22 protein-coding genes are annotated in these 25564 nt (G+C 38.5%); 7 read left to right on the top strand and 15 right to left on the bottom strand.

Annotated features, from left to right (window positions below; genetic code table 11):
* The first annotated feature begins 94 nt into the window (after positions 1-94).
* Positions 95-847: a YciC family protein gene (locus JI723_RS09805; protein WP_070928146.1), complete on the top strand. Its 753-nt coding sequence runs from the start codon at positions 95-97 to the stop codon at positions 845-847.
* Positions 848-908: 61 nt separating this feature from the next.
* Here the strand turns inward: JI723_RS09805 and JI723_RS09800 are convergent, their stop codons facing one another.
* Entirely contained in the window at positions 909-2663 is a 1755-nt protein-coding gene (locus tag JI723_RS09800; protein WP_337979337.1) for a SulP family inorganic anion transporter, read from the bottom strand.
* 226 nt (positions 2664-2889) lie between these two features.
* On the opposite strand from JI723_RS09800, the gene JI723_RS09795 reads away from it, so the two are divergent.
* Positions 2890-3447, top strand: coding sequence for a septation protein A (locus tag JI723_RS09795; protein ID WP_070928465.1), 558 nt, complete (start codon positions 2890-2892; stop codon positions 3445-3447).
* A 53-nt stretch (positions 3448-3500) separates the two neighbouring features.
* On the opposite strand, the gene JI723_RS09790 is transcribed toward JI723_RS09795, so the two are convergent.
* Complete coding sequence (locus JI723_RS09790; protein WP_070928148.1) at positions 3501-3695, bottom strand: YqaE/Pmp3 family membrane protein; 195 nt, start codon at positions 3693-3695, stop codon at positions 3501-3503.
* 406 nt (positions 3696-4101) lie between these two features.
* Here JI723_RS09790 and yciA point away from each other — a divergent pair, with 406 nt between their 5' ends.
* Complete coding sequence (gene yciA / locus JI723_RS09785) at positions 4102-4518, top strand: acyl-CoA thioester hydrolase YciA (RefSeq protein ID WP_070928150.1); 417 nt, start codon at positions 4102-4104, stop codon at positions 4516-4518.
* Between the two features lie 65 nt (positions 4519-4583).
* Here yciA and JI723_RS09780 read toward each other — a convergent pair whose 3' ends face one another.
* The gene (locus tag JI723_RS09780; protein WP_272580101.1) at positions 4584-5315 is read right to left on the bottom strand and encodes a TonB family protein; all 732 of its coding nucleotides are present in this window, start codon (positions 5313-5315) and stop codon (positions 4584-4586) included.
* A gap of 120 nt (positions 5316-5435) precedes the next feature.
* The gene (locus JI723_RS09775) at positions 5436-5618 is read right to left on the bottom strand and encodes a YciY family protein (RefSeq protein ID WP_081335948.1); all 183 of its coding nucleotides are present in this window, start codon (positions 5616-5618) and stop codon (positions 5436-5438) included.
* A 308-nt stretch (positions 5619-5926) separates the two neighbouring features.
* Here JI723_RS09775 and cls point away from each other — a divergent pair, with 308 nt between their 5' ends.
* Both cls and JI723_RS09765 read left to right on the top strand, forming a co-directional pair.
* Complete coding sequence (cls, locus tag JI723_RS09770) at positions 5927-7387, top strand: cardiolipin synthase (protein ID WP_272580100.1); 1461 nt, start codon at positions 5927-5929, stop codon at positions 7385-7387.
* A 21-nt stretch (positions 7388-7408) separates the two neighbouring features.
* Positions 7409-7741 (top strand): HI1450 family dsDNA-mimic protein, encoded by a 333-nt coding sequence (locus JI723_RS09765; RefSeq protein WP_140179528.1) that lies wholly within the window; start codon positions 7409-7411, stop codon positions 7739-7741.
* 259 nt (positions 7742-8000) lie between these two features.
* Here the strand turns inward: JI723_RS09765 and oppF are convergent, their stop codons facing one another.
* The 7 genes from oppF to JI723_RS09730 form a co-directional block, all read right to left on the bottom strand.
* On the bottom strand, positions 8001-9002 hold the full coding sequence (oppF, locus tag JI723_RS09760) for a murein tripeptide/oligopeptide ABC transporter ATP binding protein OppF (RefSeq protein ID WP_272580099.1): 1002 nt from the start codon (positions 9000-9002) through the stop codon (positions 8001-8003).
* Complete coding sequence (oppD, locus tag JI723_RS09755) at positions 8999-9988, bottom strand: ABC transporter ATP-binding protein (protein WP_070928159.1); 990 nt, start codon at positions 9986-9988, stop codon at positions 8999-9001. The genes oppF and oppD overlap by 4 nt, the downstream gene beginning before the upstream one ends.
* A gap of 11 nt (positions 9989-9999) precedes the next feature.
* Positions 10000-10908, bottom strand: a complete 909-nt coding sequence (gene oppC, locus JI723_RS09750; RefSeq protein ID WP_070928161.1) for an oligopeptide ABC transporter permease OppC — start codon at positions 10906-10908, stop codon at positions 10000-10002.
* A 15-nt stretch (positions 10909-10923) separates the two neighbouring features.
* Positions 10924-11844, bottom strand: a complete 921-nt coding sequence (gene oppB, locus JI723_RS09745) for an oligopeptide ABC transporter permease OppB (RefSeq protein WP_070928163.1) — start codon at positions 11842-11844, stop codon at positions 10924-10926.
* 238 nt (positions 11845-12082) lie between these two features.
* Positions 12083-13699 carry an oligopeptide ABC transporter substrate-binding protein OppA gene (gene oppA, locus JI723_RS09740; protein ID WP_233445692.1) on the bottom strand — a complete coding sequence of 539 codons (1617 nt, stop codon included), beginning with the start codon at positions 13697-13699 and terminating at the stop codon, positions 12083-12085.
* A 119-nt stretch (positions 13700-13818) separates the two neighbouring features.
* Positions 13819-15378 carry an ABC transporter substrate-binding protein gene (locus JI723_RS09735; RefSeq protein WP_272580118.1) on the bottom strand — a complete coding sequence of 520 codons (1560 nt, stop codon included), beginning with the start codon at positions 15376-15378 and terminating at the stop codon, positions 13819-13821.
* A gap of 676 nt (positions 15379-16054) precedes the next feature.
* Positions 16055-16699 carry a YchE family NAAT transporter gene (locus JI723_RS09730; RefSeq protein WP_070928169.1) on the bottom strand — a complete coding sequence of 215 codons (645 nt, stop codon included), beginning with the start codon at positions 16697-16699 and terminating at the stop codon, positions 16055-16057.
* A gap of 620 nt (positions 16700-17319) precedes the next feature.
* Here JI723_RS09730 and adhE point away from each other — a divergent pair.
* Positions 17320-19983, top strand: coding sequence for a bifunctional acetaldehyde-CoA/alcohol dehydrogenase (gene adhE / locus JI723_RS09725; RefSeq protein ID WP_319066137.1), 2664 nt, complete (start codon positions 17320-17322; stop codon positions 19981-19983).
* A 37-nt stretch (positions 19984-20020) separates the two neighbouring features.
* Here adhE and JI723_RS09720 read toward each other — a convergent pair.
* Both JI723_RS09720 and JI723_RS09715 read right to left on the bottom strand, forming a co-directional pair.
* A protein-coding gene (locus JI723_RS09720; RefSeq protein WP_319069321.1) for an IS3 family transposase occupies positions 20021-21231 on the bottom strand; the annotation gives its coding sequence in 2 pieces (ribosomal slippage) (positions 20021-20883 and positions 20883-21231; 1212 coding nt in all).
* A 164-nt stretch (positions 21232-21395) separates the two neighbouring features.
* Complete coding sequence (locus JI723_RS09715; protein WP_070928175.1) at positions 21396-22025, bottom strand: thymidine kinase; 630 nt, start codon at positions 22023-22025, stop codon at positions 21396-21398.
* 550 nt (positions 22026-22575) lie between these two features.
* Between JI723_RS09715 and hns the strand changes: the two genes are divergently transcribed.
* Entirely contained in the window at positions 22576-22986 is a 411-nt protein-coding gene (gene hns / locus JI723_RS09710) for a histone-like nucleoid-structuring protein H-NS (RefSeq protein WP_070928177.1), read from the top strand.
* A 426-nt stretch (positions 22987-23412) separates the two neighbouring features.
* Here hns and galU read toward each other — a convergent pair whose 3' ends face one another.
* Together galU and rssB are read right to left on the bottom strand one after the other, a co-directional pair.
* On the bottom strand, positions 23413-24342 hold the full coding sequence (galU, locus tag JI723_RS09705) for a UTP--glucose-1-phosphate uridylyltransferase GalU (protein WP_404826904.1): 930 nt from the start codon (positions 24340-24342) through the stop codon (positions 23413-23415).
* Between the two features lie 172 nt (positions 24343-24514).
* Complete coding sequence (rssB, locus tag JI723_RS09700) at positions 24515-25525, bottom strand: two-component system response regulator RssB (protein ID WP_283125173.1); 1011 nt, start codon at positions 25523-25525, stop codon at positions 24515-24517.
* Positions 25526-25564 lie beyond the last annotated feature (39 nt).

Below are 25564 nucleotides of genomic sequence, written 5' to 3'. Positions count from 1 at the left end.
ACACTAGGTCTTTTCTGAACTTTCTCTACCTATGAGGTTGATACTCAGTTACAATCAGCTAAAAATTTTACCCTTTGTAGATAGGAGCAGTTACATGTCCATTTCGGCCAACTCACTCATTAGTGATAGTATTAACTTTTTTAAGAATCAGTTGGGTGGCCTATCCACAATTGTATTGCTAGCAACCGTCGTCAGTGTCATCATTTATTCGATGATGATCCCAAGCGCTCAGATGATTTCAGTCTTAGTAGATGCACAAGCTCAATTTATTAAAGCAGGAAACTCAGGGCTACAAGATTGGGTTCAAGGGCTTTCTGAAGAAGAGAAAAGTAGCATCTTACGTGTCTCTTTTGGTCTGATCCTGTCGGTGACTTTCGGTAGCTTGATATTAATTTGCGGGGTTTTAGCCTATATTGCAGGGCTATCACGCGGGGAAGATATGACTGGCACCCAAGCTTTATTAGCCTCACTCCCTAAAGCACCCTCTATGTTTTTACTGTTAGTCGTATGCTCATTGCTAGTTCAACTAGGTACCACCATCATGGTGTTTCCCGGCATTGTATTAGCAATCGGTTTTTCTTTAGCACCTGCGATTTTGATCAGTGAAAATGTCAATCCATTCAATGCAATGGGTAAAAGCTGGAAAATGGCGTATGCAAATTGGCGGTTAGCCCTTCCTATGGTACTGATTTGGATGGCCTCACAAATGCTAGTTAGCCTACTAATGAGTAGTATGCAGATGAATCACATCGTCAGCAATGGCGTTTCATTCCTAATAAATAATATTATTGCAGCATTTGCTCTGATTTACTTCTATCGCCTTTATATGCTGATCACTCAAAAATAGTTGCAACATAAATCACCACTAAAAACTGCACCGTTTAGGTGCAGTTTTTCTACTCATCAACTCAAGATTCATCTGGCTCTACCTGAACACGCGTAGTCGGCACTTCTCGCTCGTCAATTTCCTTTTGCTGTATTTGCTGTTTACTTTGAATCAAGCGAATTGCAAAATAAATATCAGGTACTACCAATAGATCATCATCTGAACGATTAATCTTATTTTTTTCTAACCAGCGATTTATTGATGTTCGACGCCCTGCCAAAACTAATGTCACGCCTTTAGCTTTCAGTGCCGTAACAATATCATTCAATGCAGAAAATACACTGACATCATTGTGTGTAAAGCTAACCGCAGCATCCACAATGACCCATGCAGGCCTCTTGGATTGATTATCAATATGTTTATTCAATCGCTCTTTAAAATAATTCACATTAAAGTAAGTCAATGGTGAATTGAATCGATAAATCAGTACCCCTTCAACAGGCTGGATATCATTATCTTTTGACATTGAATGCAGCATTCCTTGGTCGTCAACGCCTAATAGCTGATCTGTCGGACGAAAAATCACTCTAATAAATTGCAATAAGCCTAACAAAACTGCTAAACCAACACCATTGATCAAACCTGAAATCAGCACTGCACCGAGTGTAAAAATACACAGCGTAAACGCTTCTTTGTTACGTTTACGCATTGAAAAAATACTACGAACACTGAGTAATGACCAGGTTGATACAATCAACACCATTCCTAAAGCAGGCATTGGAATATAACCAAGTAAATCAATTGAAAACAACAGAACCGCGAGAATAGCTAACGCAGCAACAATCGAGACTAATTGCGTTTTTCCTCCCATCATGTCGTTCACCGCAGTACGGCTACTGGCTGCACTCACGGCAAATCCTTGTGAAAATGCAGAGGCAATATTCGCCATGCCTAATGCTCGTAACTCTTGATCGGCATCGACGTTATAACCATTTTTGCTCGCAAAACTACGTGCCGTCATCATAAAACTCACAAAACTGATAACAGCTAAGTTTAAGGAAGGCGTGATCAAATCACGCATCAAAGCAGGGTCAAACTGCGGCATAGGGATAAAAGGAAGGCCACCACCTAAATCACCAACAATACTAATACCATACTTTTCAACATCAAAGACATAACTGACCAAGGTTGCAAAGAGCATCGCTATCAGTAATGATGGCCACATATTTCTCACTCTTTTGATCACAATGATGATAGCTAACGTACCAAGAGACATTAGTAAAGTAGGAATATGGGTACTTAATAGTGAGGTAGGAAAAGCAATCAATAGTTCAATAAAACCACTAGGTAACGAAGTAATACCAAATATTTTACCTAACTGACCTAAAATAATGGTTAACGCGACCCCATTCAACAGGCCTTGTAAAATCGGTCGAGAAAGAAAATCAGCAAATGTTCCTAGCCTAAATCTCGCAGCAATTAAACACCACAACCCCGTCATAAAACTCATTACGATGATTAACTGCCAACGAATTGAATCATCGCCCAGAGCTAATGGGCTCACAGCGGCAGCGATAACGGCACAAGTTGCCGCATCAGGACCAATAATTAATTGCCTTGATGTACCAAATAATGCATAAATGATCATCGGTAAAATACAGGCATATAAGCCGATAATGGCATTAATTCCCATTAGTTCGGCGTAAGCAATAGCAACAGGCAATGCAACTGCTGCAACAGATAAACCCGCTTTAACATCAGGGCCAAAGTCCGCCATACGGTAGTTAAGTAACGACGCTAAACCGGGCATCCAGACAAACAGTCTTGCCTTTATCATTGTTGGAAAATTCTCTAGAAATTAATATGTTAAACTATCTCAGACATTATATATATCTGAAGTATCAAAGATTATCTATCTCTTAACTCAAATAAAAGTAAAATAGTGCAAATATGATTGGTAACAAGACGTGTTTATTGGTAAAAAGAAGCAAATTTTTAACAATTAGCGCGAAAATCGGTTAAACTATCCTATTATTTTTATGCGAGGCCGTGTATCCACCGTTATGAAACAACTTATTGATTTTATCCCTCTGGTGATTTTTTTCATTGTCTATAAAACTTATGACATTTTCTATGCCAGCGGCGCTTTACTTGTCACTACACCACTGGCTTTGCTCGCAACTTACTTGATTTATAAAAAGGTTGAAAAGGTTGCTAAAATTACCTGTTTAATTGTGATGGTTTTTGCTTCTTTAACCCTCATTTTTCACAGTGATGCCTTCATTAAATGGAAAGTCACCATTATTTATGCGCTCTTTGCTTTAGCACTGCTTATCAGCCAGTGGTTTACCAAAAAACCGTTGATTCAAAGAATGCTCGGTAGCAATCAAGAAATTAAGCTTCCAGATAGCCACTGGGCTAAGCTAAATAGCGCATGGGCCATTTTCTTTATTGTCTGTGCAGCACTTAACGTCTATATCGCTTTTTGGTTATCTCTAGATACGTGGATGAACTTTAAAGTATTCGGCTTAACAGCTGGAACGTTGATCTTTACTGTTTTAAGTGTGGTGTATATTTATAAAAATATGGCTAAAGAACACCCTCCTGAAGAAAATCAATAGCCACTCTTTTATCATCTTTCATAAAAAAACCTGCATTAGCAGGTTTTTTTATATCAGCGCCCTCTTCCCAACGCCTGATCAATTTTTTTATCCGTATTGTACTGTGATAATGCATATACCGACCAAATTGCAGCGGGAAGCCAACCAATCAAGGTAATTTGTAAAACAAGGCAGATAATCCCTGCGAATGGACGACCGATGGTAAAAAATTGCAGCCAAGGTAATAATATCGCGAGTATTAATCTCATTTAATCTCCCAACTTCAGTGTTAGAAAACCTACAAACATTATAAATAGTTAACCAACAATATATACTCTCAATAATTCGAAGTGCAGCTAAGCAACCAATAAACACGTAGCCAAGTGCATGGAAAATAATCTAGATAGTACAAGTTAACACCGTCACTATATCGTAATAAAAAACGCTGTAACTTGAAGTACATGAGTATAGAGCGCAAGAAAAGCTTTTTATAGCACCTTTGAATATCTTTAGTCTATTTACCAATACTTTACTCTTCAGTTTACCATTATCACCATATTGAATTGGTGCTTTTCGCAGCGATAGAGCTAACCAATAATGATTCATCGTGACTGCCAGTGTCATTCTAGTTTATGATTAGCCCGAATTTGATAATGACTATTTAAAGAGCTTGTTATGCAATTACCTAATGGGGAATTAGTTTTACGTACTTTAGCCATGCCAGCTGACACTAACGCAAATGGTGATATTTTTGGTGGCTGGTTAATGTCTCAAATGGATATTGGCGGTGCAATTTTAGCAAAAGAAATTGCACTTGGCCGTGTTGTTACGGTTGCAGTAAATGGGATCAAATTTCAAAAGCCCGTTGCTGTTGGTGACGTGGTTTGCTGTTATGCACGTTGCTTAAAAACAGGGAAAAGCTCCATCACTATCAATATCGAAGTATGGGTCAAAAAAGTGGCTACAGAACCTGTCGGTCAACGCTATCGTGCAACTGATGCCGTATTTACGTATGTTGCAGTCACAGATGACAATACGGCGCGGGAGTTACCAAAAGATAAGCAACACTTTCAATTAGAAAGCACAGAATAATCATTACGTTAATAAAAATGCCCTGAAAGGGCATTTTTATTTATCATATCAAATAACTAATTAAATTAAACTTGACTGACAGTTCCATCAATTTTGAAATAAATTTCAGTGACATAACCTTTAGCTGGCAACTTTTCAAATGCCCAACGGTTCATGGCTCGTTTGACATCTCGTTCAAATAGCCCTTTAGGTGAAGCTTCAACAAACTCTATATTTGTCACTCGCCCATCTTCATCAATATCATAACGAACCTTAACATAACCATCTTTCCCTAAACGACGTGCACGTTCAGGATAGGCTGGCGCTTGTTTACGAAGTGCCTGAGGCCCTCGTTTGCTGGTTGATTGATTATTAGTCACACCTGTATTTTTTGCTGTCGTATTTGCTGTTGATTTTGGCGCTGCTGTCTTAAGATCAGATAATGGTTTTAAATCACTTTTCGCTAACTGTTTATTTACAGGCTTAGGATCGTGCTTGATTTCACGTTTTTCTTCTTTCTTAGGTTTAGGCTTTTTCTTAACTTCAGGCTTTTTCTCAAGCACAATCGCGGGTTTTACGACTGGCTCAGGTTCAACAATAGGTTCAGGCTCTGGTTCCGGTTCCGGCTCAACAACCGGTTCAGGTTCTGCTGAAACAGGCTCTACCGCAGGTTCATCTGCTTCAAAGGCTATCATGGCAACTGTCATAGGCTCTACAACAGGCGCCATTTTGGGCTGATTAAAAATCCATGCCATAGCCAATCCAGCATGAATAGCCAATGAAATGATGATGATAAGAGGCCAACGGATCCAACGCATAAGAATTTTCTACCCTAAGACAGTATACAAACCTAAAGAATATAGATGATAGTTTAAATGCAAATAGCAATCATATTCAATAAGGTTTGTCACTCAAAGTGAAAATTGTGAAATCAGACCTCAATGTCCCCACTCATTCCATTGTGTAAATAACAAAGAACGTCGCCTTTTATAGATATCAATTTTTCTTAATGAGTAGATGTGCATATTACGTCTCGAATGCCCTTCCAGCCAGCGACGGCGACGACGCAATGACTGTCTTAACATCCGCCAGCGACCCACTTCATGCCTACTGCGTTTCATTTTTTTATCCTTCTTTTACTCTGTTTAACCACCCACTAAATTTGGCAAAATATTATAGACCTTTACGAGTCAGAACCAAACAATATGGTGAGTTAATACTAAAATGCCCAATTGCTCTGATAGTGACTAAATAAAACTATCAGTAGAAGTAATTGTTTTTTCGTCATTAATCTATATGATTTAACGAAGCTTTTTATATGAAATTTTGCTAAATTCTATAAAGTTTAGTACCAATTTTAATTTGATATGGTCTATTTCTTTTTTTGACTGATTTTACACTCTCCTATTTGTGAGGTATGTAATCGATTATGGCAACAGTATATACGCTATTAAGCTGGTTATTGTTTTTCTTCTATTGGCTAATTATTGCTGCAATTACCGTTAGGATTTTGGTTAAACGGCGCCCTGTAACATCAGCAATGACATGGTTATTAATTATTTATATCCTGCCATTAGTAGGTATTATCGCCTACATCGCCTTTGGTGAGCTCCATCTCGGTAAGCGACGCGTCGATAAAGCCCAACAAATGTGGCCTTCTGTTGCCACTTGGTTAGAGAATTTGCGTCACTCTAAACATATTTTTACTTCAGAAAATAGCCCCGTCGCTGAGCCCTTGTTCCAATTATGTGAAAAACGCCAAGGCATTGCAGGGGTTAAAGGCAATCGCATCCAATTAATGACGACCTGTGAAGAGTCACTAAAATCCATTGTCAATGATATCAATAATGCCCAACACTCGATTGAGATGGTATTTTATATTTGGCAGCCAGGAGGGTTGGTCGATGGAGTGACTGAAGCACTATTCAATGCAGCGAAACGGGGTGTTAAATGCCGTATTATGGTCGATTCCGCTGGTAGCTGGCACTTCTTCCGTAGTGACTACCCAGATAAAATGCGTGCTGCGGGGATTGAGTTTGTCGAATCCTTAAAAGTTAATTTAATGCGCTTTTTCTTACGCCGTATGGATCTACGCCAACACCGTAAAATTATTGTTATTGATAACTATATTTCATATACCGGCAGTATGAACATGGTTGATCCACGCTACTTTAAACAAGATGCAGGTGTGGGTGAATGGGTTGATATCCTTGTACGTATGGAAGGCCCAGTAAGTACCACATTAGGGATTGTGTACGCATTTGACTGGGAAATGGAAACTGGCCAACGCATTTTACCACCACCACCAGATACCAACATAATGCCTTTTGAACAAGCAAACGGCCATACCACCCAAATGATCGCATCGGGTCCCGGCTTTCCCGATGAATTAATCCAACAGTCATTAATGACAGCGATTTTTTCTGCACGTAAACAGTTAATCATGACCACACCTTACTTCGTGCCGAGTGATGATTTATTACATGCAATCTGCACCGCTGCAATGCGTGGCGTTGATGTCAGTATTGTGATGCCTAGGCAAAATGACTCGTTCCTTGTTCGCTGGGCAAGTCGTTCATTCTATACTGAACTACTCGAAGCCGGCGTCAAAATTTATCAATTTGAAGATGGCTTACTCCATACCAAAAGTGTCCTAGTTGATGGCGAACTAAGCTTAGTTGGCTCGGTAAACTTAGATATGCGTAGCTTATGGCTGAACTTTGAAATCACTGTGGTGATTGATGATAAAAATTTTGGTAGTGACTTAACACTTGTGCAGTATGATTATATTGCACGTTCAACACGTCTTGAAATTGAAGAATGGGAACAACGCCCATTTTGGAATCGAGTGGTTGAACGTTTATGCTATTTCTTTAGCCCATTATTGTAATTTTAAATTTTAGGAACAGTCATGACTCAGCCACAATCTCTTAAACTTATCGATGAAGACGAAATCATTGAAATAGCCTATGACTTGTTCCTAGAAGGCGCTATGGAAAATTTAGAACCTGCTGATCAAGTGATTTTTGCTCTGCAATTTGAAGAGTGTGGCGCTGCTGAAATTGTGCCTCTGAGTCATCATTGGCAAGGTATTATTCAGCCTGAATTTAATTTAGAAAATTTTAGTGAAGTCGTTATTGGTCTAGCACAATCCGATGAGGATGACATTAATGACATTTTTGCTCGTGTTTTGATTAGCCGAGATACAATTCGCCCTTTTAACCATATTTTGTGGAAACGTTAAGTCGTTTTGGCCTCCCCTTAGCCTCGACAATAACTCACCATCATCGTGTTCTATATTCATCACAATGATATCAAAAAGGGCCTTACGGCCCTTGAGGTTGCTGACGAAGCGGGATAAAAGCGTGGTTTTTCCCGCTCCGTGTTATCAGCCGAAAATCAATGAATTGATTTTCCTCGTTTATTTCAGAACCCCTAACGACTGCCGCCAAACATGATATGTTTGTCAACAGTCTGAAGGGCCTTACGGCCCTTATCTCAATTTAAAGGGGATCAACTTTTAAACAAGACACCGCATGTTTAAAGCTACCTTCAAGTAATGGTTTAGTTTTAGCGCACCCTTCATCAGCCAGTGGACAACGAGTTCTGAATACACAACCTGACGGTGGATTAATGGGTGATGGTAATTCCCCTTCTAATAATTCAATAGTCTTGGTTTTTTCTTTATCAGGATCAGGGACTGGAACTGCTGACATCAGTGCCTTAGTATAAGGATGAAGTGGATTATTATAGACTTCATCATAAGTTCCTAATTCAACAGCATTTCCTAAATACATGACGAGTACACGATCTGAAATATGCTTTACGACTGCCAAATCATGAGCGATAAAAATCAGTGATAGCCCCATTTCTCTTTGCAGTTCTTGCAATAAGTTAACCACCTGCGCTTGGATTGACACATCCAATGCAGAGACGGGTTCATCGCAAATCACTAATTTAGGCTCAAGTATCAAGGCCCTTGCAATGCCAATTCGCTGACATTGTCCCCCTGAGAATTCATGGGGATAGCGATTGATTAAATTAGGCAATAAACCAACTCGCATCATCATTTTTTTAACTTTGTCAGTCACTTCTGACTGAGGCATTTTTGAATGATATGTTTTTAATGGCTCAGCAATAATATCGCCTATGGTCATTCTTGGATTCAGTGATGCCAAAGGATCTTGGAATATCATTTGAATATCACTACGAACATCTCGCCACTGTTTTTCAGTCTGTCCAAGTAAATCATGCCCTAGCCAACTGACTGTACCACCCGTTGATTTCACGAGGCCAATAATGGCGCGTGCAAATGTCGATTTACCACATCCCGATTCACCAACAACACCTAACGTTTCACCTTCATAAAGGCGCAGTGTTACCCCATCAACGGCTTTCAAACTCTTATCTGGCTGCCAAAACCATTGATTTTTATCTCGGATCGCAAAATGCACTTTTAATTCGTTAACTTCCAGTAAAACAGGACGATTTTCATGTTGTGTCATAGCAACTCCTCCACTGGTTTAAAGCAAGCTCTTAAACGGTTTGCTGAAAATGCGCTCAGTGCAGGCTCTTGTTCAACACATTGTGCGTTTGCATATTGGCAGCGCGGTGAAAATGGGCAACCTTTTGGTAAACGTAACAGGTTTGGTGGGTTTCCGGGGATCGTTGCTAGGCTTTCATCGTCACCATCTAAACGGGGAACCGCAGCAAGCAAACCTAATGAATATGGATGAGATGGTTGATAAAAAATATCACGTGCCGTGCCATATTCCATAGTCCGGCCTGCATACATCACCAAAACTTTATCACAGACCCCAGCGACAACACCAAGGTCATGCGTGATCAAAATAATTGCAGTGTTAAATTCTTGCTTCAGTTCATTCAGTAATGTCATGATCTGTGCTTGAACTGTGACATCCAATGCTGTGGTAGGTTCATCGGCGATCAGTAGTTTAGGTTGACACAAAAGTGCCATCGCAATCATGACTCGTTGGCGCATCCCCCCTGAAAATTCATGCGGATACATATTCATGCGTTTACGTGATTCGGGCATTTTAACTGCATCAAGCATCCGAACAGACTCTTCATACGCTTGTTGTTTTCCCATTCCTTTGTGAAGCATAAGCACTTCAGATAATTGCGTACCAATTTTTAAGTAAGGATTGAGTGAAGTCATTGGGTCTTGAAAAATGATTGAGATCTCTTCCGCCCGCATCTTATTTAATGCTTTCTCTTTTAAATTTAAAATTTCGCGACCATTAAAAATGGCTGAACCACCAATTTTACCATTACGAGCCAAAAGCCCCATTAATGCGAAAGCGGTTTGTGACTTACCGGAACCTGATTCACCTACAATGCCAAGTGTTTCACCTGCCCGTAATTCAAAGTTTAGCTTATTAACTGCCGTCACATTGCCATCAGGGGTGGTAAAAGTCACATCCAAATCTTTTACGCTCAATAGAGGGTTTGCTGATTTAATTTCTGACATAATAACTCCCTCTAGCGGTCTTTCGGATCGAGGGCATCACGTAAGCCATCACCGATAAAGTTAAAACAAAACAGTGTCACAACTAAAAATCCAGCTGGGATCAACAATAACCATGGCGTAACTTCCATAGAATTTGCACCATCACTTAATAAAGCCCCCCAACTACTCAAAGGCTCTTGCGTACCTAACCCTAAGAAACTCAAAAATGATTCAAACAAAATCATACTTGGTACTAACAACGAGGCATAGACCACCACAACCCCTAATACGTTTGGTACGATATGACGTAAAATAATATGACGAGTACTTACACCACACACTAACGCAGCTTCAATAAACTCTTTACGCTTTAAGCCAAGGGTTTGACCACGAACGATACGAGCCATATCTAACCAAGACACCATACCAATCGCAACAAAGATCAAGAGAATATTAGTACCAAAGAGAGTGACTAATAAAATAACGAAAAACATAAACGGAAATGAATTTAATATTTCCAGCAAACGCATCATGATGGAATCGACCTTCCCACCCACATATCCTGCAAGAGAGCCATATAACGTCCCAACAATTACAGCGACTAAGGCCGCAGCCACTCCAACCATTAGCGAGATCCGCCCACCAATCGCAACCCGAACGAGTAAATCACGTCCTGATGCGTCAGTTCCAAAATAGTGACCACTCGCCATATCTGGTGGCATTGACATCATTTCCCAATCAGTATCGTCGTATAAAAAAGGCGATAACATGGGGGCAAATATCACAAATAACGTAATTAAAAACAGAATACATAAGCTAAAAATTGCAGCTCGGTTATGCATAAATCGACGACGTGCATCTTGCCACAAGCTACGCCCTTCAATATCTAATTGCTCAGAAAGCTTTTCCAGAGCTTCACTATTCTTTTGGTTCAATAACATAGTGTCTTCTCCAGATTAATAGCGAATTTTAGGGTCGATAACGGCATATAACACATCAACAATCGCATTAAAGGCAATGGTTAATACCCCCACTAAAATGGTCAAGCTCAATACTAATGAATAATCACGATTCAGAGCCCCATTAACGAAGAGTTGCCCTATTCCTGGTAAACCAAATATTGTTTCAATCACCATTGACCCCGTAATGATCCCAACAAAAGCGGGCCCCATATAAGAGAGCACGGGGAGTAACGCAGGTTTCAACGCATGACGTAAAATAATGGTTTTTAATGGTAATCCCTTAGCCCGAGCTGTTCGAATAAAGTTCGAATGCATAATTTCAATCATTGAACCACGGGTAATACGTGAGATGCTCGCAATATAAGCAAGCGACAGGGCAACCATAGGTAAAATCATATGTTTGATGTTTCCACCATCCCAGCCACCACCGGGGAGCCACTTCAAATGAATAGCAAAAATTAGCACTAATAGCGGTGCCACTACAAAGCTTGGGATGACAACCCCCGTCATGGCGAATCCCATGACTGTAAAATCCCATTTACTATTTTGATTTAGGGCTGCAATAACCCCTGCTGATACACCAAAAAATACTGCCACAATGAATGCCGTTGCACCTAGTTTTGCCGATACTGGAAAGGCTTTCGCGACAAGGTCGTTAACGCTGTAATCTTTATATTTAAATGAAGGGCCAAAGTCGCCTTTTGATAACTGCACTAGGTAACTAAAATATTGTTTATACATTGGGTCATTTAAGTGGTATTTGGCTTCAATATTTGCCATTACCTCCGGTGGTAGTTTACGCTCCCCAGTAAATGGACTTCCTGGTGCTAACCGCATCATAAAAAATGAAATAGTAATAAGAATAAAAAGTGTCGGAATCGCTTCAAGTAAACGACGTAAAATAAATTTTAACATTGCCCTTTCCTACTTTGTTGCTTAGTCGGACCAATAATCATATTAGTGTCCGGCTCCGTAGAGCCGGACTGAGGTTGCTGACGAAGCGGGATAAAAGCGTGATTTTTCCCGCTTCGTGTTATCAGCCGAAAATCAATAAATTGATTTTCCTCGTTTATTTCAGAACCCCCTAACGACTGCCGCCAAACATGATAGTTTGTCAGTAGTCGTTATCCGGCTCCGTAGAGCCGGACTGTTATTAGTGCTTGATAATATAAAGGTCTTTAGTGTGTAGGTTATCTAATGGGTCTTTTCCGGTATAGCCACCTACATACGGTTTAACTAAACGTGTATTCACATAGTAGTAAAGTGGTACAACCGCTGAATCCTTATCAAGAATTTTCTCTGCTTGGCCATATAACTCAGCACGCTCTTCATCTGTCTGCACTTTTAGCGTCTGCTTCATCGCCGCATCAAAATCTTTATTTTTATAGTGAACAGTATTATTACTGCTGTTAGAAAGTAACATATTGAGGAAAGAAGAAGGTTCATTATAGTCAGCACACCAGCCTGCACGAGCAACATCATAAGCGCCTTGATGACGACTATCTAAAAATGTTTTCCACTCTTGGTTTTCTAATTTAACTTCTGCACCAATATTTTTCTTCCACATAGAAGATGCCGCAATAGCAATACGTTTATGCAGGTCAGATGTGTTATATAACAAATTAAACTTCAATGGATTAGATTTATTATAGCCAGCCTCTTCAAGCAACTGTTTAGCTTTTTCGTTACGTTGCTCTTGTGTCATATTTGCATACCAATCTGGCTTTTCAGTTTTCATGCCACTAGTAAATGGTGGTGTAAAACCGTAGGCAGGAATATCACCTTGCGCTTTCACCTTATAGGTGATCACATCTCTATCCATTGATAATTTTAGTGCTTCTCTGACACGTGGATCATTGAATGGTGGTTTTTCGTTATTTATTTCATAGTAATAAATACATAAATATGGGTTAACACGCAGCTCATTTGGCATATTTTGCTGCAACGTTTTAAACTGTTCGATAGGTAAGTTACTATAAGTCATATCGATTTCGCCGCTACGATAGCGATTAACATCGGTAACTTCAGATGAAATAGGTAAGAACGTAACCTGATCAATAATTGTATTTTGGTTATCCCAATAAGTAGGACTGCGCTCTAATACAATACGTTCGTTAACAGTCCAGTCTTTTAGTTTATAAGCACCATTACCAACAAAGTTTTGTGGTTGTGTCCACTTAGCACCATATTTTTCAATCACTTTTTTATTTACTGGCGACATTGAGGAGTGGATTAATAATTTAGGGATATAAGGAACGGCCTCGCTAAGTTCAAGCACTAGCGTATGGTCGTCTAATGCTTTAACTCCCAGCTCCGAAGGTTTTTTCTTACCGGTAATAATGTCATCAACATTATTGATATGTGCATATTGGAGGTAACTTGCATATGGAGAGGCAGTATCTGGATCAACTATACGTTGGAAACTATAGACAAAATCATGAGCGGTGACCGGATCACCATTTGACCACTTAGCATCATCACGAATTTTAAATGTCCACTCTTTGAAGTCTTTATTATCCCAACTCACTGCCGAGCCCGGTAAAATTTCTCCATTTGGCCCAACAATGGTTAACCCTTCAAACAGATCACGTGCCAGCGCAGATTCAGGAACCCCTTCGATTTTATGAGGGTCAAGAGATTGTGGCTCTGAGCCATTATTGCGCACCATGACTTGCTTTTCTGCAAGCTCAACACCTGCTGGAACGGTTGCTGCAAAACTGCTAGTGATCCCTGTTGCCATTAAGCCAGTAGCAACGCCTAATGCAACCATGGTTTTATGAATTTGTTTACTCATCTTATCCGTTACTCCCATACCATACTTAATTGTTATGTTGTTGATTGTGATGCTTACCAACTCGGTAAACTGTTTTTGTAATTATTTAATAAATATTAATTAGATTGATTTATATATAACCGCTTAACATCCATATAATCAAGAGGGTCTTTTCCTTTAAATCCTCCAACTGATGGATTAACTAAGCGAACACTGACTCGGTAATAAACAGGAATAATCGTTGAATCATGATCAAGCAGTGCTTCCGCTTGCTGATAAATTTGTTTCCGTGACTCATCATTCGGTGCAATCAATGCTTTCTCTAACAGGGAATCAAATTGTGCGCTTTTATAGAATGTGGTGTTATTACTACTATCTGAAAGCATCATATTTAAAAATGCAGAAGGTTCATTGTAATCCGCGCACCACGTCGCACGTGCCACATCATAATTTCCATCGTGGCGGCTTTGTAATGAGGTTTTCCACTCTTGATTTTGCAGTTCTACTTCTGCTCCAATGTTTTTCTTCCACATTGAAGCGGCTACGATCGCTTGCTGTTTATTTTGATCAGATGTGTTGTAAAGCAGTGAGAATTTAAGAGGATTAGCTTGGCTATAGCCTGCATCCGCAAGAAGCTCTTTAGCCTTCTGATAACGTTTTTCATCACTCCATGTCGCCCACTCTGGTGGCGAAAAATCTCCATTGTTAATAAATGTTGGAGTGAATCCATATGCGACGATTTGACCTTGCGCCATGATTTTATCGGTAATGGTTTTTCTATCTAACCCAAGTTTAAGTGCCTCACGTACCCTTGGATCAGTAAATGGTGGCTTGTTGTTATTAATTTCATAATAAAAAGTGCATAGATAAGGACGAACGTATAATTCATTTGGCCGTTCAGTTTGCATTTTTTTATAAATTACTGGTGGAATGGCTGAGTTACTAATATTGATTTCACCACTGCGATATCGATTAACATCACTGACTTCCGATGAAATGGCTAAAAAAATTGCTTCATCAATTTGAGTGTTTTGATTATCCCAATACTGTGGGTTACGCTTCAGAACAATGCGTTCATTAACTATCCATTTATCTAATAAATATGCACCGTTACCAATAAAATTATTAGGCTGAGTCCATTTATCACCATATTTCTCAATCGCTTTTTTATTGACCGGTTTCATTGGTGTATGGCTGAGCATATCAATAAAATAAGGAACTGGATGACTCAATGTGACTTGTAGATGTTTATCATCAAGTGCTTTGACACCAAGTGTCTCAATGGGCTTTTCGCCTTTTAAAATTTCTGCTGCATTTTCAATATAGGCACTTTGCAAGTAACTCGTATAGGGTGACCCCGTTTTAGGATCTGCTAATCGCTGCCAACTATAAACAAAATCTTGAGCTGTTACTGGTGTGCCATCACTCCATTTGACACCATCACGAAGTGTGAATATCCATGTTTTATAGTGATCATTTGACCAACTCTCAGCAACGCCAGGGGTTACTTTTCCATCAACATCCGTGTAAACCAACCCTTCAAGCAAATTCATAATAATGCTCGACTCTGGAGAGCCTTCGACTTTATGAGGATCCAGTGACGCCACCTCAGAGCCATTATTAATTGTAATAACTTGTTTAGTTTCTGATGCTACCGGTTTGCTGTAAGCCTGCATTGCAATAAAAAAAATAGGCAGTGAACACAAACTCTTTTTAAGAAAATTCATTATCACCCTCGACATTTATTGGTGTTGTTACAGCAAAATTCAACATCCGATTTATTATTTTACATTGTGGTAGGCGCCTAACTTAGGAGCATACCTTCCTCTTTTAAGATTAGTTTTGATAATTCAAAATTAGGGGTCATAATACGTTACAAGCCATTAACATCACATACGGACTTTAGCTCAATTAAAGCAAACAAAAAGTCTCACACCTCGTCAAGTAGTGGATTTATCTGTTATGGGCCAATTTAGTAAGCTAGTGTCTGTTTAAACATATCATTAACATTGCGTAAATTAAATAGCGTAAAAATTTACTCAGCTCACATTTCCTTACTTTTTATGCCTTCTTTGACAAAAAATGCGGCATATTATTATAATCAACCGCGATCATTAGCAGTACAAAATAACAGCATATTAATGCGCGCAACCTATTTTATTTTTGTGACTATTATCGGTTAAAACTATATTGCTAGTTTATTGATTTAATTTATAAGAAAAGAAATAAACTGATTTTTTTTAGTAGGTCGTGTTTAGTCGGAATACTATTACTAATATAGAATAGTTCTAATTAACCATCACCTAGGCGATAGTTAATTAGATTAAATTATTCATATTATGATGAGAGATGTTATAGCAGGCCGGGAAATATCGCTTTAACGCCTGTGACAATAAACTCAATTCCCAAGGACATCAAAAGTAATCCCATAATACGTGTCACAACGTTAATCCCTGTTTGCCCTAAATAACGGACGAGCAAAGATGCCGAACGGAACAATAGCCAACAACAAAATGCAAACACAATACTGGTTAGCGCTAATCCGACAAAATTCTGCCAACCATTCCAGCGTGATGACCAAACAATACAAGAACTGATAGCCCCTGGGCCCGCCATCAAAGGCAGTGCTAAAGGAACAACACCAATACTGTCTCGTACTGCTGTTTCTGTTTTTTCTTGTTTATTCTGTTTATCTTCACCAATTTTTCCACTGATCATTGACATGGCAATAGTCACAATCAATATCCCCCCAGCGATACGAAAGGAATCAATGGAAATGCCAAATAATTGGAGAATTGAGTCACCGATCAATAAAGATGTACATAAAATGATAGCCACTGAGGTATTTGCTATCGTATTTGTTTTATTACGCCCTGCACTGCTTTGGTAATTAGTCATACTAATAAACACAGGCAAGATCCCGACTGGGTTTACTAACGCAAATAAACCGATAAAAAACTTTATATAGCCTGATAAATCAAGTAATCCTGCACCCACACACTCACACCTTAATCAAGGATCTCATTTGAGAAGCAAAATACACACTCGCCATTCTTCAAAACACCACTTGGCGATGAATGACAACACTATCTATTCACGCTAATCGCCATATTTTAATAGCCATAAAGCTCTAGCACTAACCATTTAGTTGTGCCTCGAATTATTTTTAGTGCGACTATTATAGTTTATCATTAAATACAGGAAATACATTTCACTAGACACTATTTTACTTATTAAATCTGTTCACTTAAGCCAAATTTACTTTAAAAGTGTTTTTTATCTAAACGATTAATAAAATAGTTTAGTGTTAGGTCAATTTTAGATAATCAGGAATAAAAGCCAAATTTGGCTTGCTGAAAGGAGTCAGCTTTGGGTTTTTGTGATTTAGATCACATCAATAAACCTAAATAATGTTAATCTATTCTTAACTGATAGAGAGAGTTGATTTAAGGGAAATAAGTTTTTCGCATTGATTTTAAAGCTTTTTAAGCCAATAAGCGGATAAACAGAATAGAATAATAAATATAAACTATAATTATCTACTAAATTTTGTTGTGTTGTTTCGGATGCACTGCTCATTGGCTTAAAAAGTTTAACATTTATCAGGAGTAATCTCTATGTCAGTAACTAATGTTACCGAACTCAATGACCTCGTTGCTCGTGTCAAAAAAGCTCAGCGTGAATTTGCTAACTTCTCTCAGGAGCAAGTTGACCGTATTTTCCGCGCCGCAGCGCTTGCCGCAGCAGATGCTCGTATCCCTCTAGCCAAGCTTGCCGTTGAAGAATCAGGAATGGGTATTGTGGAAGATAAAGTGATTAAAAACCACTTTGCTTCTGAATATATCTACAATGCCTATAAAGATGAAAAAACCTGTGGTGTGCTTTCTGAAGACCCAACGTTTGGCACAATTACTATCGCTGAACCTATCGGTATTATCTGTGGTATTGTGCCAACAACCAACCCAACTTCAACCGCTATTTTTAAATCACTAATTAGTTTAAAAACGCGTAATGCGATCATTTTTTCCCCACACCCTCGCGCAAAAAATGCAACCAACAAAGCCGCTGAGATTGTATTAAAAGCAGCGATTGAAGCGGGTGCACCAAAAGATATTATTGGCTGGATTGATGCCCCTTCCGTTGAGTTATCCAATGCTCTTATGCATCACGATGACATTAATTTGATCTTGGCAACAGGTGGGCCTGGCATGGTAAAAGCTGCCTACAGTTCAGGTAAACCAGCAATTGGTGTTGGTGCAGGTAATACACCGGTTGTTATTGATGAAACGGCTGACATCAAACGTGCTGTCGCTTCAATTCTAATGTCAAAAACATTCGACAACGGTGTGATCTGTGCTTCTGAACAATCGGTCGTTGTGGTAGATGAAATTTATAACCAAGTACGCGAGCGTTTTTCTAGCCATGGTGGCTATATTCTGCAAGGCAAAGAGTTAAAAGCAGTTCAAGAAGTTATTTTGAAAAATGGCAGTCTCAATGCTGCTATTGTTGGGCAACCGGCATATAAAATTGCTGAAATGGCCGGAATTTCTGTACCTGAAACGACTAAGATCCTGATCGGTGAAGTCAAAGTTATCGACGACTCTGAGCCATTTGCTCATGAAAAACTGTCCCCGTTACTGGCGATGTATCGCGCTAAAAACTTTGAAGAAGCCGTAGAAAAAGCTGAACTGCTGGTTGAAATGGGTGGTATTGGTCATACCTCTTGTTTATATACAGATCAAGATAATCAGACAGCTCGCGTTAACTACTTCGGCGTGAAAATGAAAACAGCACGTATCTTAATCAATACCCCAGCTTCACAAGGTGGTATCGGTGATTTATATAACTTTAAATTAGCGCCTTCTCTCACATTAGGTTGTGGTTCTTGGGGTGGTAACTCAATCTCAGAAAACGTAGGACCAAAACATTTAATCAATACTAAGACTGTGGCGAAAAGAGCTGAAAATATGTTATGGCATAAACTTCCTAACTCCATTTATTTCCGCCGTGGTTGTCTTCCAATTGCACTTGAAGAAATTGCGACTGACGGTGCAAAACGTGCATTTATTGTCACGGATGGCTATTTATTCAATAATGGCTATGTTGATGAAGTCATCAACGTTCTAAAACAACACCATATAGAAACGGATGTGTTCTTTGAAGTTGAAGCAGATCCAACACTCAGCGTAGTGCGTAAAGGTGCCGCACAAATGAATGCCTTCAAACCTGATGTTATTATTGCATTAGGTGGTGGTTCACCTATGGACGCAGCAAAAATCATGTGGGTGATGTATGAGCACCCTGAAACCCACTTTGAAGAACTTGCACTCCGCTTTATGGATATTCGTAAACGTATCCATCGTTTCCCTAAAATGGGTGTGAAGGCTAAATTAGTCGCTATTACTACAACATCGGGTACGGGTTCTGAAGTGACGCCATTTGCTGTTGTGACAGATGATAAAACGGGCCAAAAATACCCATTAGCTGACTACGCACTAACCCCAAATATGGCGATTGTCGATGCTAACTTGGTGATGCATATGCCTAAATCATTGACTGCTTTTGGTGGTTTGGATGCGGTTACCCACGCTTTAGAAGCTTATGTTTCTGTTCTTGCAAACGAATATTCCGATGGGCAAGCATTGCAAGCACTCAATCTATTAAAAGAGTACTTACCAGCAAGTTACCATGAAGGCGCTAAAAACCCAGTAGCAAGGGAACGAGTTCATAACGCGGCAACAATTGCAGGTATTGCATTTGCTAACGCATTTTTAGGTGTATGCCACTCAATGGCGCATAAACTTGGTTCTGAGTTCCATATTCCACATGGTTTAGCAAACGCCCTATTGATTAGTAATGTTATCCGTTATAACGCTAACGATAATCCAACTAAACAAACAGCCTTTAGCCAATATGATCGCCCACAAGCTCGTCGTCGCTATGCAGAAGTTGCTGACCACCTAGGTTTGACTAAAGCCGGTGATCGCACTGATGTAAAAATTGAAAAATTATTAGCTTGGCTTGAAGAAATAAAAGCAGATTTAGGTATTCCTAAATCAATACGTGAAACGGGTGTACCTGAAGCGGATTTCTTAGCTCATGTCGATAAGCTTTCTGAAGACGCATTTGATGACCAATGTACTGGTGCTAACCCTCGCTACCCATTAATATCAGAGCTCAAACAACTGTTGTTAGATTCTTATTATGGCCGCGAGTTTAGCGAACAAACTATAGCAGCACTGGCTACAGCAAAAGCCGAGAAAAAAAGCACAAAGAAATAATTAAGTATGACTAGTCCTGATATAGGTTGACAACTTTTCAGGTATAAAATGCTCGATGAACCTCATCGGGCGTTTTATAGTTTAATGATAAATGAGGTCGCCTTTCATTATAAATCTGTATTGATTCTTCAACCAACCTCCTAGCCTGTTCTAAATTTCTCGGCTTTATTAACAAATATTCCATTTTTAATATCCCATTGACTCGCTCTGCTAATGCATTTTGATAACAGTCATAGCCATCCGTCATAGAACATTGAATATTATGTTTTTTATGGATTTCCTGATATTCCGACGAACAGTATTGTAAGCCTCGATCTGAATGATGGATCAAGGTCGTGGTTGAACTTCGTTTTTTTAATGCTTGTACAAATGATTTCTTGACGGCTTTTGTTTTCATATTGTCATCAAGATGATAACCCACTATTTTTCGCGAATAAGCATCGGTGATCAGACTTAAATAAGTATCTCCTTCGTGTGTGGATAAATACGTAATATCAGCAACCCACAGTTGCTCCGGTTGTGAAGGGATAAACCCTGATTTAATTAAATTTGGATGTCGATGAAATCGATGATGACTCAATGTTGTTCGATGATATGACCGCTTATTAGGCACTAATAAGCGATGTTCTCTCAACAAAGAAAATAATCGGTCACGACCAATAATTAATTGTTTTTGTTTCAAAAGAAAGTGTAATTTTCTCACCCCAAGCCTAGGGTGAACTGTTCGCTCAGATTTCACAGCACAAACAATAATTGCATCTAATTTTTTCCGCTTATCAGACGTATCTTGACGTTTGTAATAGGCTTGCCGAGTGATTTTCATAAAACGACAAGCTTTGGTTACGGTGAGTTTTTCAACCGTTTTTTCCTTAATAACTCGGCTTTGCGCTTTTTTGAGAGGCGAACTCCAAAATCCCTATCCATCACTTTGACAACCGCCTCAAAAAAATCAGCTTTGAGCTGCATCTCCTCAAGCTCTTTTTCAAGGGCTTTAATGCGTTGTTCAGGTGTTTGTTGCTCCGAGGTTTGGTTCATAGCAGCACCTTTATAAAGAGTATTGGGCGTACCTTCCGACCAATCTAATCTACCATGCTTACGTAACCAAACCAAAACAGTTGAACGCCCCTGTATGCCATATCGATATTGAGCTTGTTTATAGGTGAGCTCGCCTTTTTCTACTTGGTCAACAACCGCCAGTTTAAAGGCAAGAGAATAATCACGTTGAGTTCGTTTACCTATTGGTTTCATTACACTCTCCAATTTTAGATTGGAAAAGTGTCAACTTTATTTAGGACCGGTCAGTAATAATATAAAAGGCACTGATTAGCTCAGTGCCTTTTATTTTGGTTTAAAAAACACTTAATCCCATACGAATAATTGTTAAATAATTTAAGATTAATCATTCAACTCAATTAGTTAAAGTTAATTGGTTTTTTAGGTATCACACCCTCATTCATGAGTTTTGCTTGTTCAATTGCTTCTGTATGATGCTTACGGCAAACAGAGATATATTTTTCATTACCCCCTATATCAACCTGTGCACCTTCATACATAGGAATACCATCACTCCCAACTCTTAACACTTTATTTGCCTTACGGCCGCAATAACATACCGTTTTTAATTCAACTAATTTATCAGCCCAAGCTAATAAATATTGGCTACCAATAAACAATTCGCCCAAAAAGTCAGTTCTTAACCCATAACATAAAACCGGTATATCCAAGTTATCCACAATATCGCAGAGTTGCTCAACTTGCTGTTTCGTTAAAAATTGACACTCATCAATTAAAACACAATGTACTTTTTGTGTGCAATTCTCACTTTTAATGATCTCTGCCATATTTGTTATAGGCGAAAATAAAAGCGCTTCCGCAGATAAACCAATTCGCGATGAAACCTTACCCAGCGCAAAGCGATTATCGATTTCCGCCGTAAAGATCAACGTACGCATACCACGCTCATTATAGTTATAAGAAGATTGTAGCAAAGACGTCGATTTTCCTGCATTCATTGCTGAATAGTAAAAATATAGCTGAGCCATCAGCCTAGTTCCTCTAAATTAATAAACAGGATAATTTTACCATAAAACATGTTATTAGATTAACAATCATCATCAGTTGACACTTAAAATGATGAAAGTAATAACGCTGACCACTATAGAACAATAAGATTTTATACCGATACTCTGCTGCTTTCGCTCCTATAACGGGTGAAATAACCGATTATCTTTTACAAAATATAGCTTTATTACTTCAAACATATAGCTAATTAGCTGTATCAAAAAAAGAAAATTTACGTTTAGACTCTCTTATTTGATACTTTTCTGCTAATAACACCCTACTGTTTACCACTAGGCATACCGAATTAAACCCGTAAAATTGATGCTAATTGAATCTGTTTTTTTCATTAGTTTGGATATTGATAATACTGGTATATATATATCAGTTAAAAGTTAATATTTCTTTTGTAAAAAAATTGCTTTTGGTAAAGATAACTTTTAAACTAATAGTGTAAATTAGCTATTGCAGAAAATAAAATAGCATTCTATTATTAGTGTACACAGGCCAACAATTAAATTTGAGACCAGGAAAATGAGCGAATCTTTAAAAGCATTAAATAACATCCGTACTCTTCGAGCTCAAGCAAGAGAAATTGCTTTAGAATCACTAGAAGAAATGCTGGAAAAATTAACTGTCGTTGTTGAAGAACGTCGTGAAGAAGAAAGCCTAGTTCGTGCAGAACAAGAAGAACGTACCCGTAAACTGGAAAAAGTTCGTGAAATGATTCTGGAACAAGGCGTTGATCTAAACGAGCTGCTACAAACTATGGATTCAGGTAAAGGCACTGGCACTCGTGCTAAACGTGCTGCACGTCCTGCTAAATATAAATATGTTGATGAAAATGGCGAAACTAAAACTTGGACTGGTCAGGGTCGTACCCCAGCAGTTATCAAATTGGCCATTGAAGAACAAGGTAAATCTTTAGACGATTTCTTAATCTAAGAACCTTATACTTATTCATAAAACACCCTTATATAGGGTGTTTTTTTTATCCACCATTTTAGCCTAGCTATTACTCATTGAATAATTAATATTTCACTCATTAAATAGGTCTATGACCAAATATTTCATACTCGTCAACACGCGAAGATATTACTTTAGATGCCAATTCATCTATCATAATTTGTTTTTAATCTAATTAAAAAAAGTAAAGTTATGTAATTTCACATTAGGTTCTCAAGTGCCTGATTGCATAATTAATGTATGTTTTAGCTATAAAAAAACAACCTATTTCATAGATAAATATGTAAATAATATCAAGCTATAATTTACATTAGTCACTAAACAACATTTAAAGACACCCAAATGTTAAAAAAAAAGCCAACTTCAAAAGTCAGCTTTTATTAACTACCACAAGAAAAAATCACTTTACTTGGAATTAGTAGGCTTACTTAATTTTGTCGATAAATTAGCAATCCATTCAGAAAAATCCTTACCTAATGTATCGTGCTGTAAACCATATTCGACAAATGCTTTCATGTAGCCTAATTTGTTACCACAATCATGGCTCTTACCACGTAGGTGATAGGCTTCTACTGACTCATTATTTTCCATCATAATGGCAATAGCGTCTGTTAATTGAATTTCATCGCCAGCACCTGGTGCTGTTTTTGCTAATGCATCCCAAATTTTTTCAGATAATACATAACGACCAACAATAGAAAGATTTGATGGCGCTTCTTCTTTTTTAGGCTTTTCAACCATACGTAAGATAGGTTTACTCTCACCAGGTAATAATGTATCACCATTACAGTCAACAATACCGTAATTTGAAACGTCATCTTCTGGAACAGGTTCTACAAGTATTTGACTCGCCCCAGTCTCTTCAAAATGCTCAAGCATTTCACTCAAATTAAATTTTGTTAAATCGGTACTATAACGATCTAAAATAACATCAGGTAAAATTACCGCAAATGGCTCATTACCAACCAGAGGCTTTGCGCATAAAATAGCATGCCCTAACCCTTTAGCAATCCCTTGACGTGTTTGCATGATTGTTACATGGCTTGGACAAATAGATTGCACCTCATCCAGTAATTGACGTTTAACACGAGCTTCTAAGATTGCTTCGAGTTCAAAACTGGTATCAAAGTGGTTCTCAATTGAGTTTTTTGATGAGTGGGTCACTAAGACGATTTCATTAATCCCAGCCGCAATACACTCATTAACGACATACTGGATTAGTGGCTTATCCACCAGTGGTAGCATTTCTTTCGGAATAGCTTTAGTTGCAGGAAGCATACGCGTTCCTAAACCTGCAACAGGAATAACCGCTTTGCGTACCTTTTTATTTGCCATTTTAGTCATAACTCCAGAATTCTCCTAGGCACCTAATCCGTATATAGAGTAAACATTAATAAAGGTGCGTTTTTAGTGCGGGGAAGTATAGCAGGAATAATTTATCGATAAATAGTACAATGGCTTAATTAAGGCTATTAATGCAATTTAATGGGGTAAATTTAAACAAAACTTAAGTTTCAGGATTAAACATTAACTTAATGTTTTGATGTCCATTCCAAATACGGCATTGCCAAAAATTGCCTCGAACATCCAGATGATTTGAAGGCTGATGTTTCAATGTTCCAAGCGGTACACTACGGGATAAACTATATTGTGCATTTTCGGTCGCAACCTCCGCTTCCAAGCCTGCACTCGCTAATATAATCGCTTTATTCCGTGTATTAAAGTAGCCAAGCAAAATGGGAAATTGGCCACTAAAACCAGAATCTTCTAATAAATAATTTATCTGGTTAATAATTTTATCAATATTGGGTAATTTTTTATCTGGAAAATTAACGGCATTTTTTAGTAAATCATTAAACACGACACGGATCAAAAAAGCCGCCATAATCCCTTCTTGTGGTGAACGCTCTATATCAAGACAATAAAACCCAATCTGTGTCTCTGATATTGGTGCTAAATCAAGAAGTAAGCCGAAACGATTAACTTCATTCAACTGACGATAGTTGATTCGATAACCATTGATCACCTGATTAACTGGAGGTTGCAATTGTTTTAATACCGGTGTGATATCGTGATTATCTTCACCAACAAAAGATGAAATATCTTTGTTCTGGATATGACTCACAATGTCCGCATTGTGCTGTTCAGGGTAAAGATTAGCGTAGATAGTTCCCTTTAACTCATCTAAATTTTTAATAGGTTTAAGTAAGGCATCTTTTGCCCCCAACCTCAACATACGATCTAACTGTGTAAAGTCGGTAGTTGCAGAAATAACAATAACTGGGATCTCAATGTTTCTTGCCACCAATTCAGCCATAAAGGATTCACCATTCATAACGGGCATGTTGAGATCACACAAAATGACATCAGGTGTTAAGTGTTCTGTAATGAGTCGGTCTAACGCATTTTCACCATTATCCGCCACATAAACTTGCATTCCCTGTGCCTCTAAGTACCCTTCTAAGATTGAACGAAAAATTTTTTCATCTTCAACTATGAGTATCTTTTTATTTTTCATAAGTAACCTACTTCTTGCTGTAATCGGTTATTTGCTACC

The organism is Providencia manganoxydans, assembly GCF_016618195.1.
In the GTDB taxonomy this organism is placed as follows: Bacteria; Pseudomonadota; Gammaproteobacteria; order Enterobacterales; family Enterobacteriaceae; genus Providencia; species Providencia manganoxydans.
The sequence above is the reverse complement of the archived record's forward strand: the minus strand, read 5'-3'. Positions and strand labels throughout refer to the sequence as shown.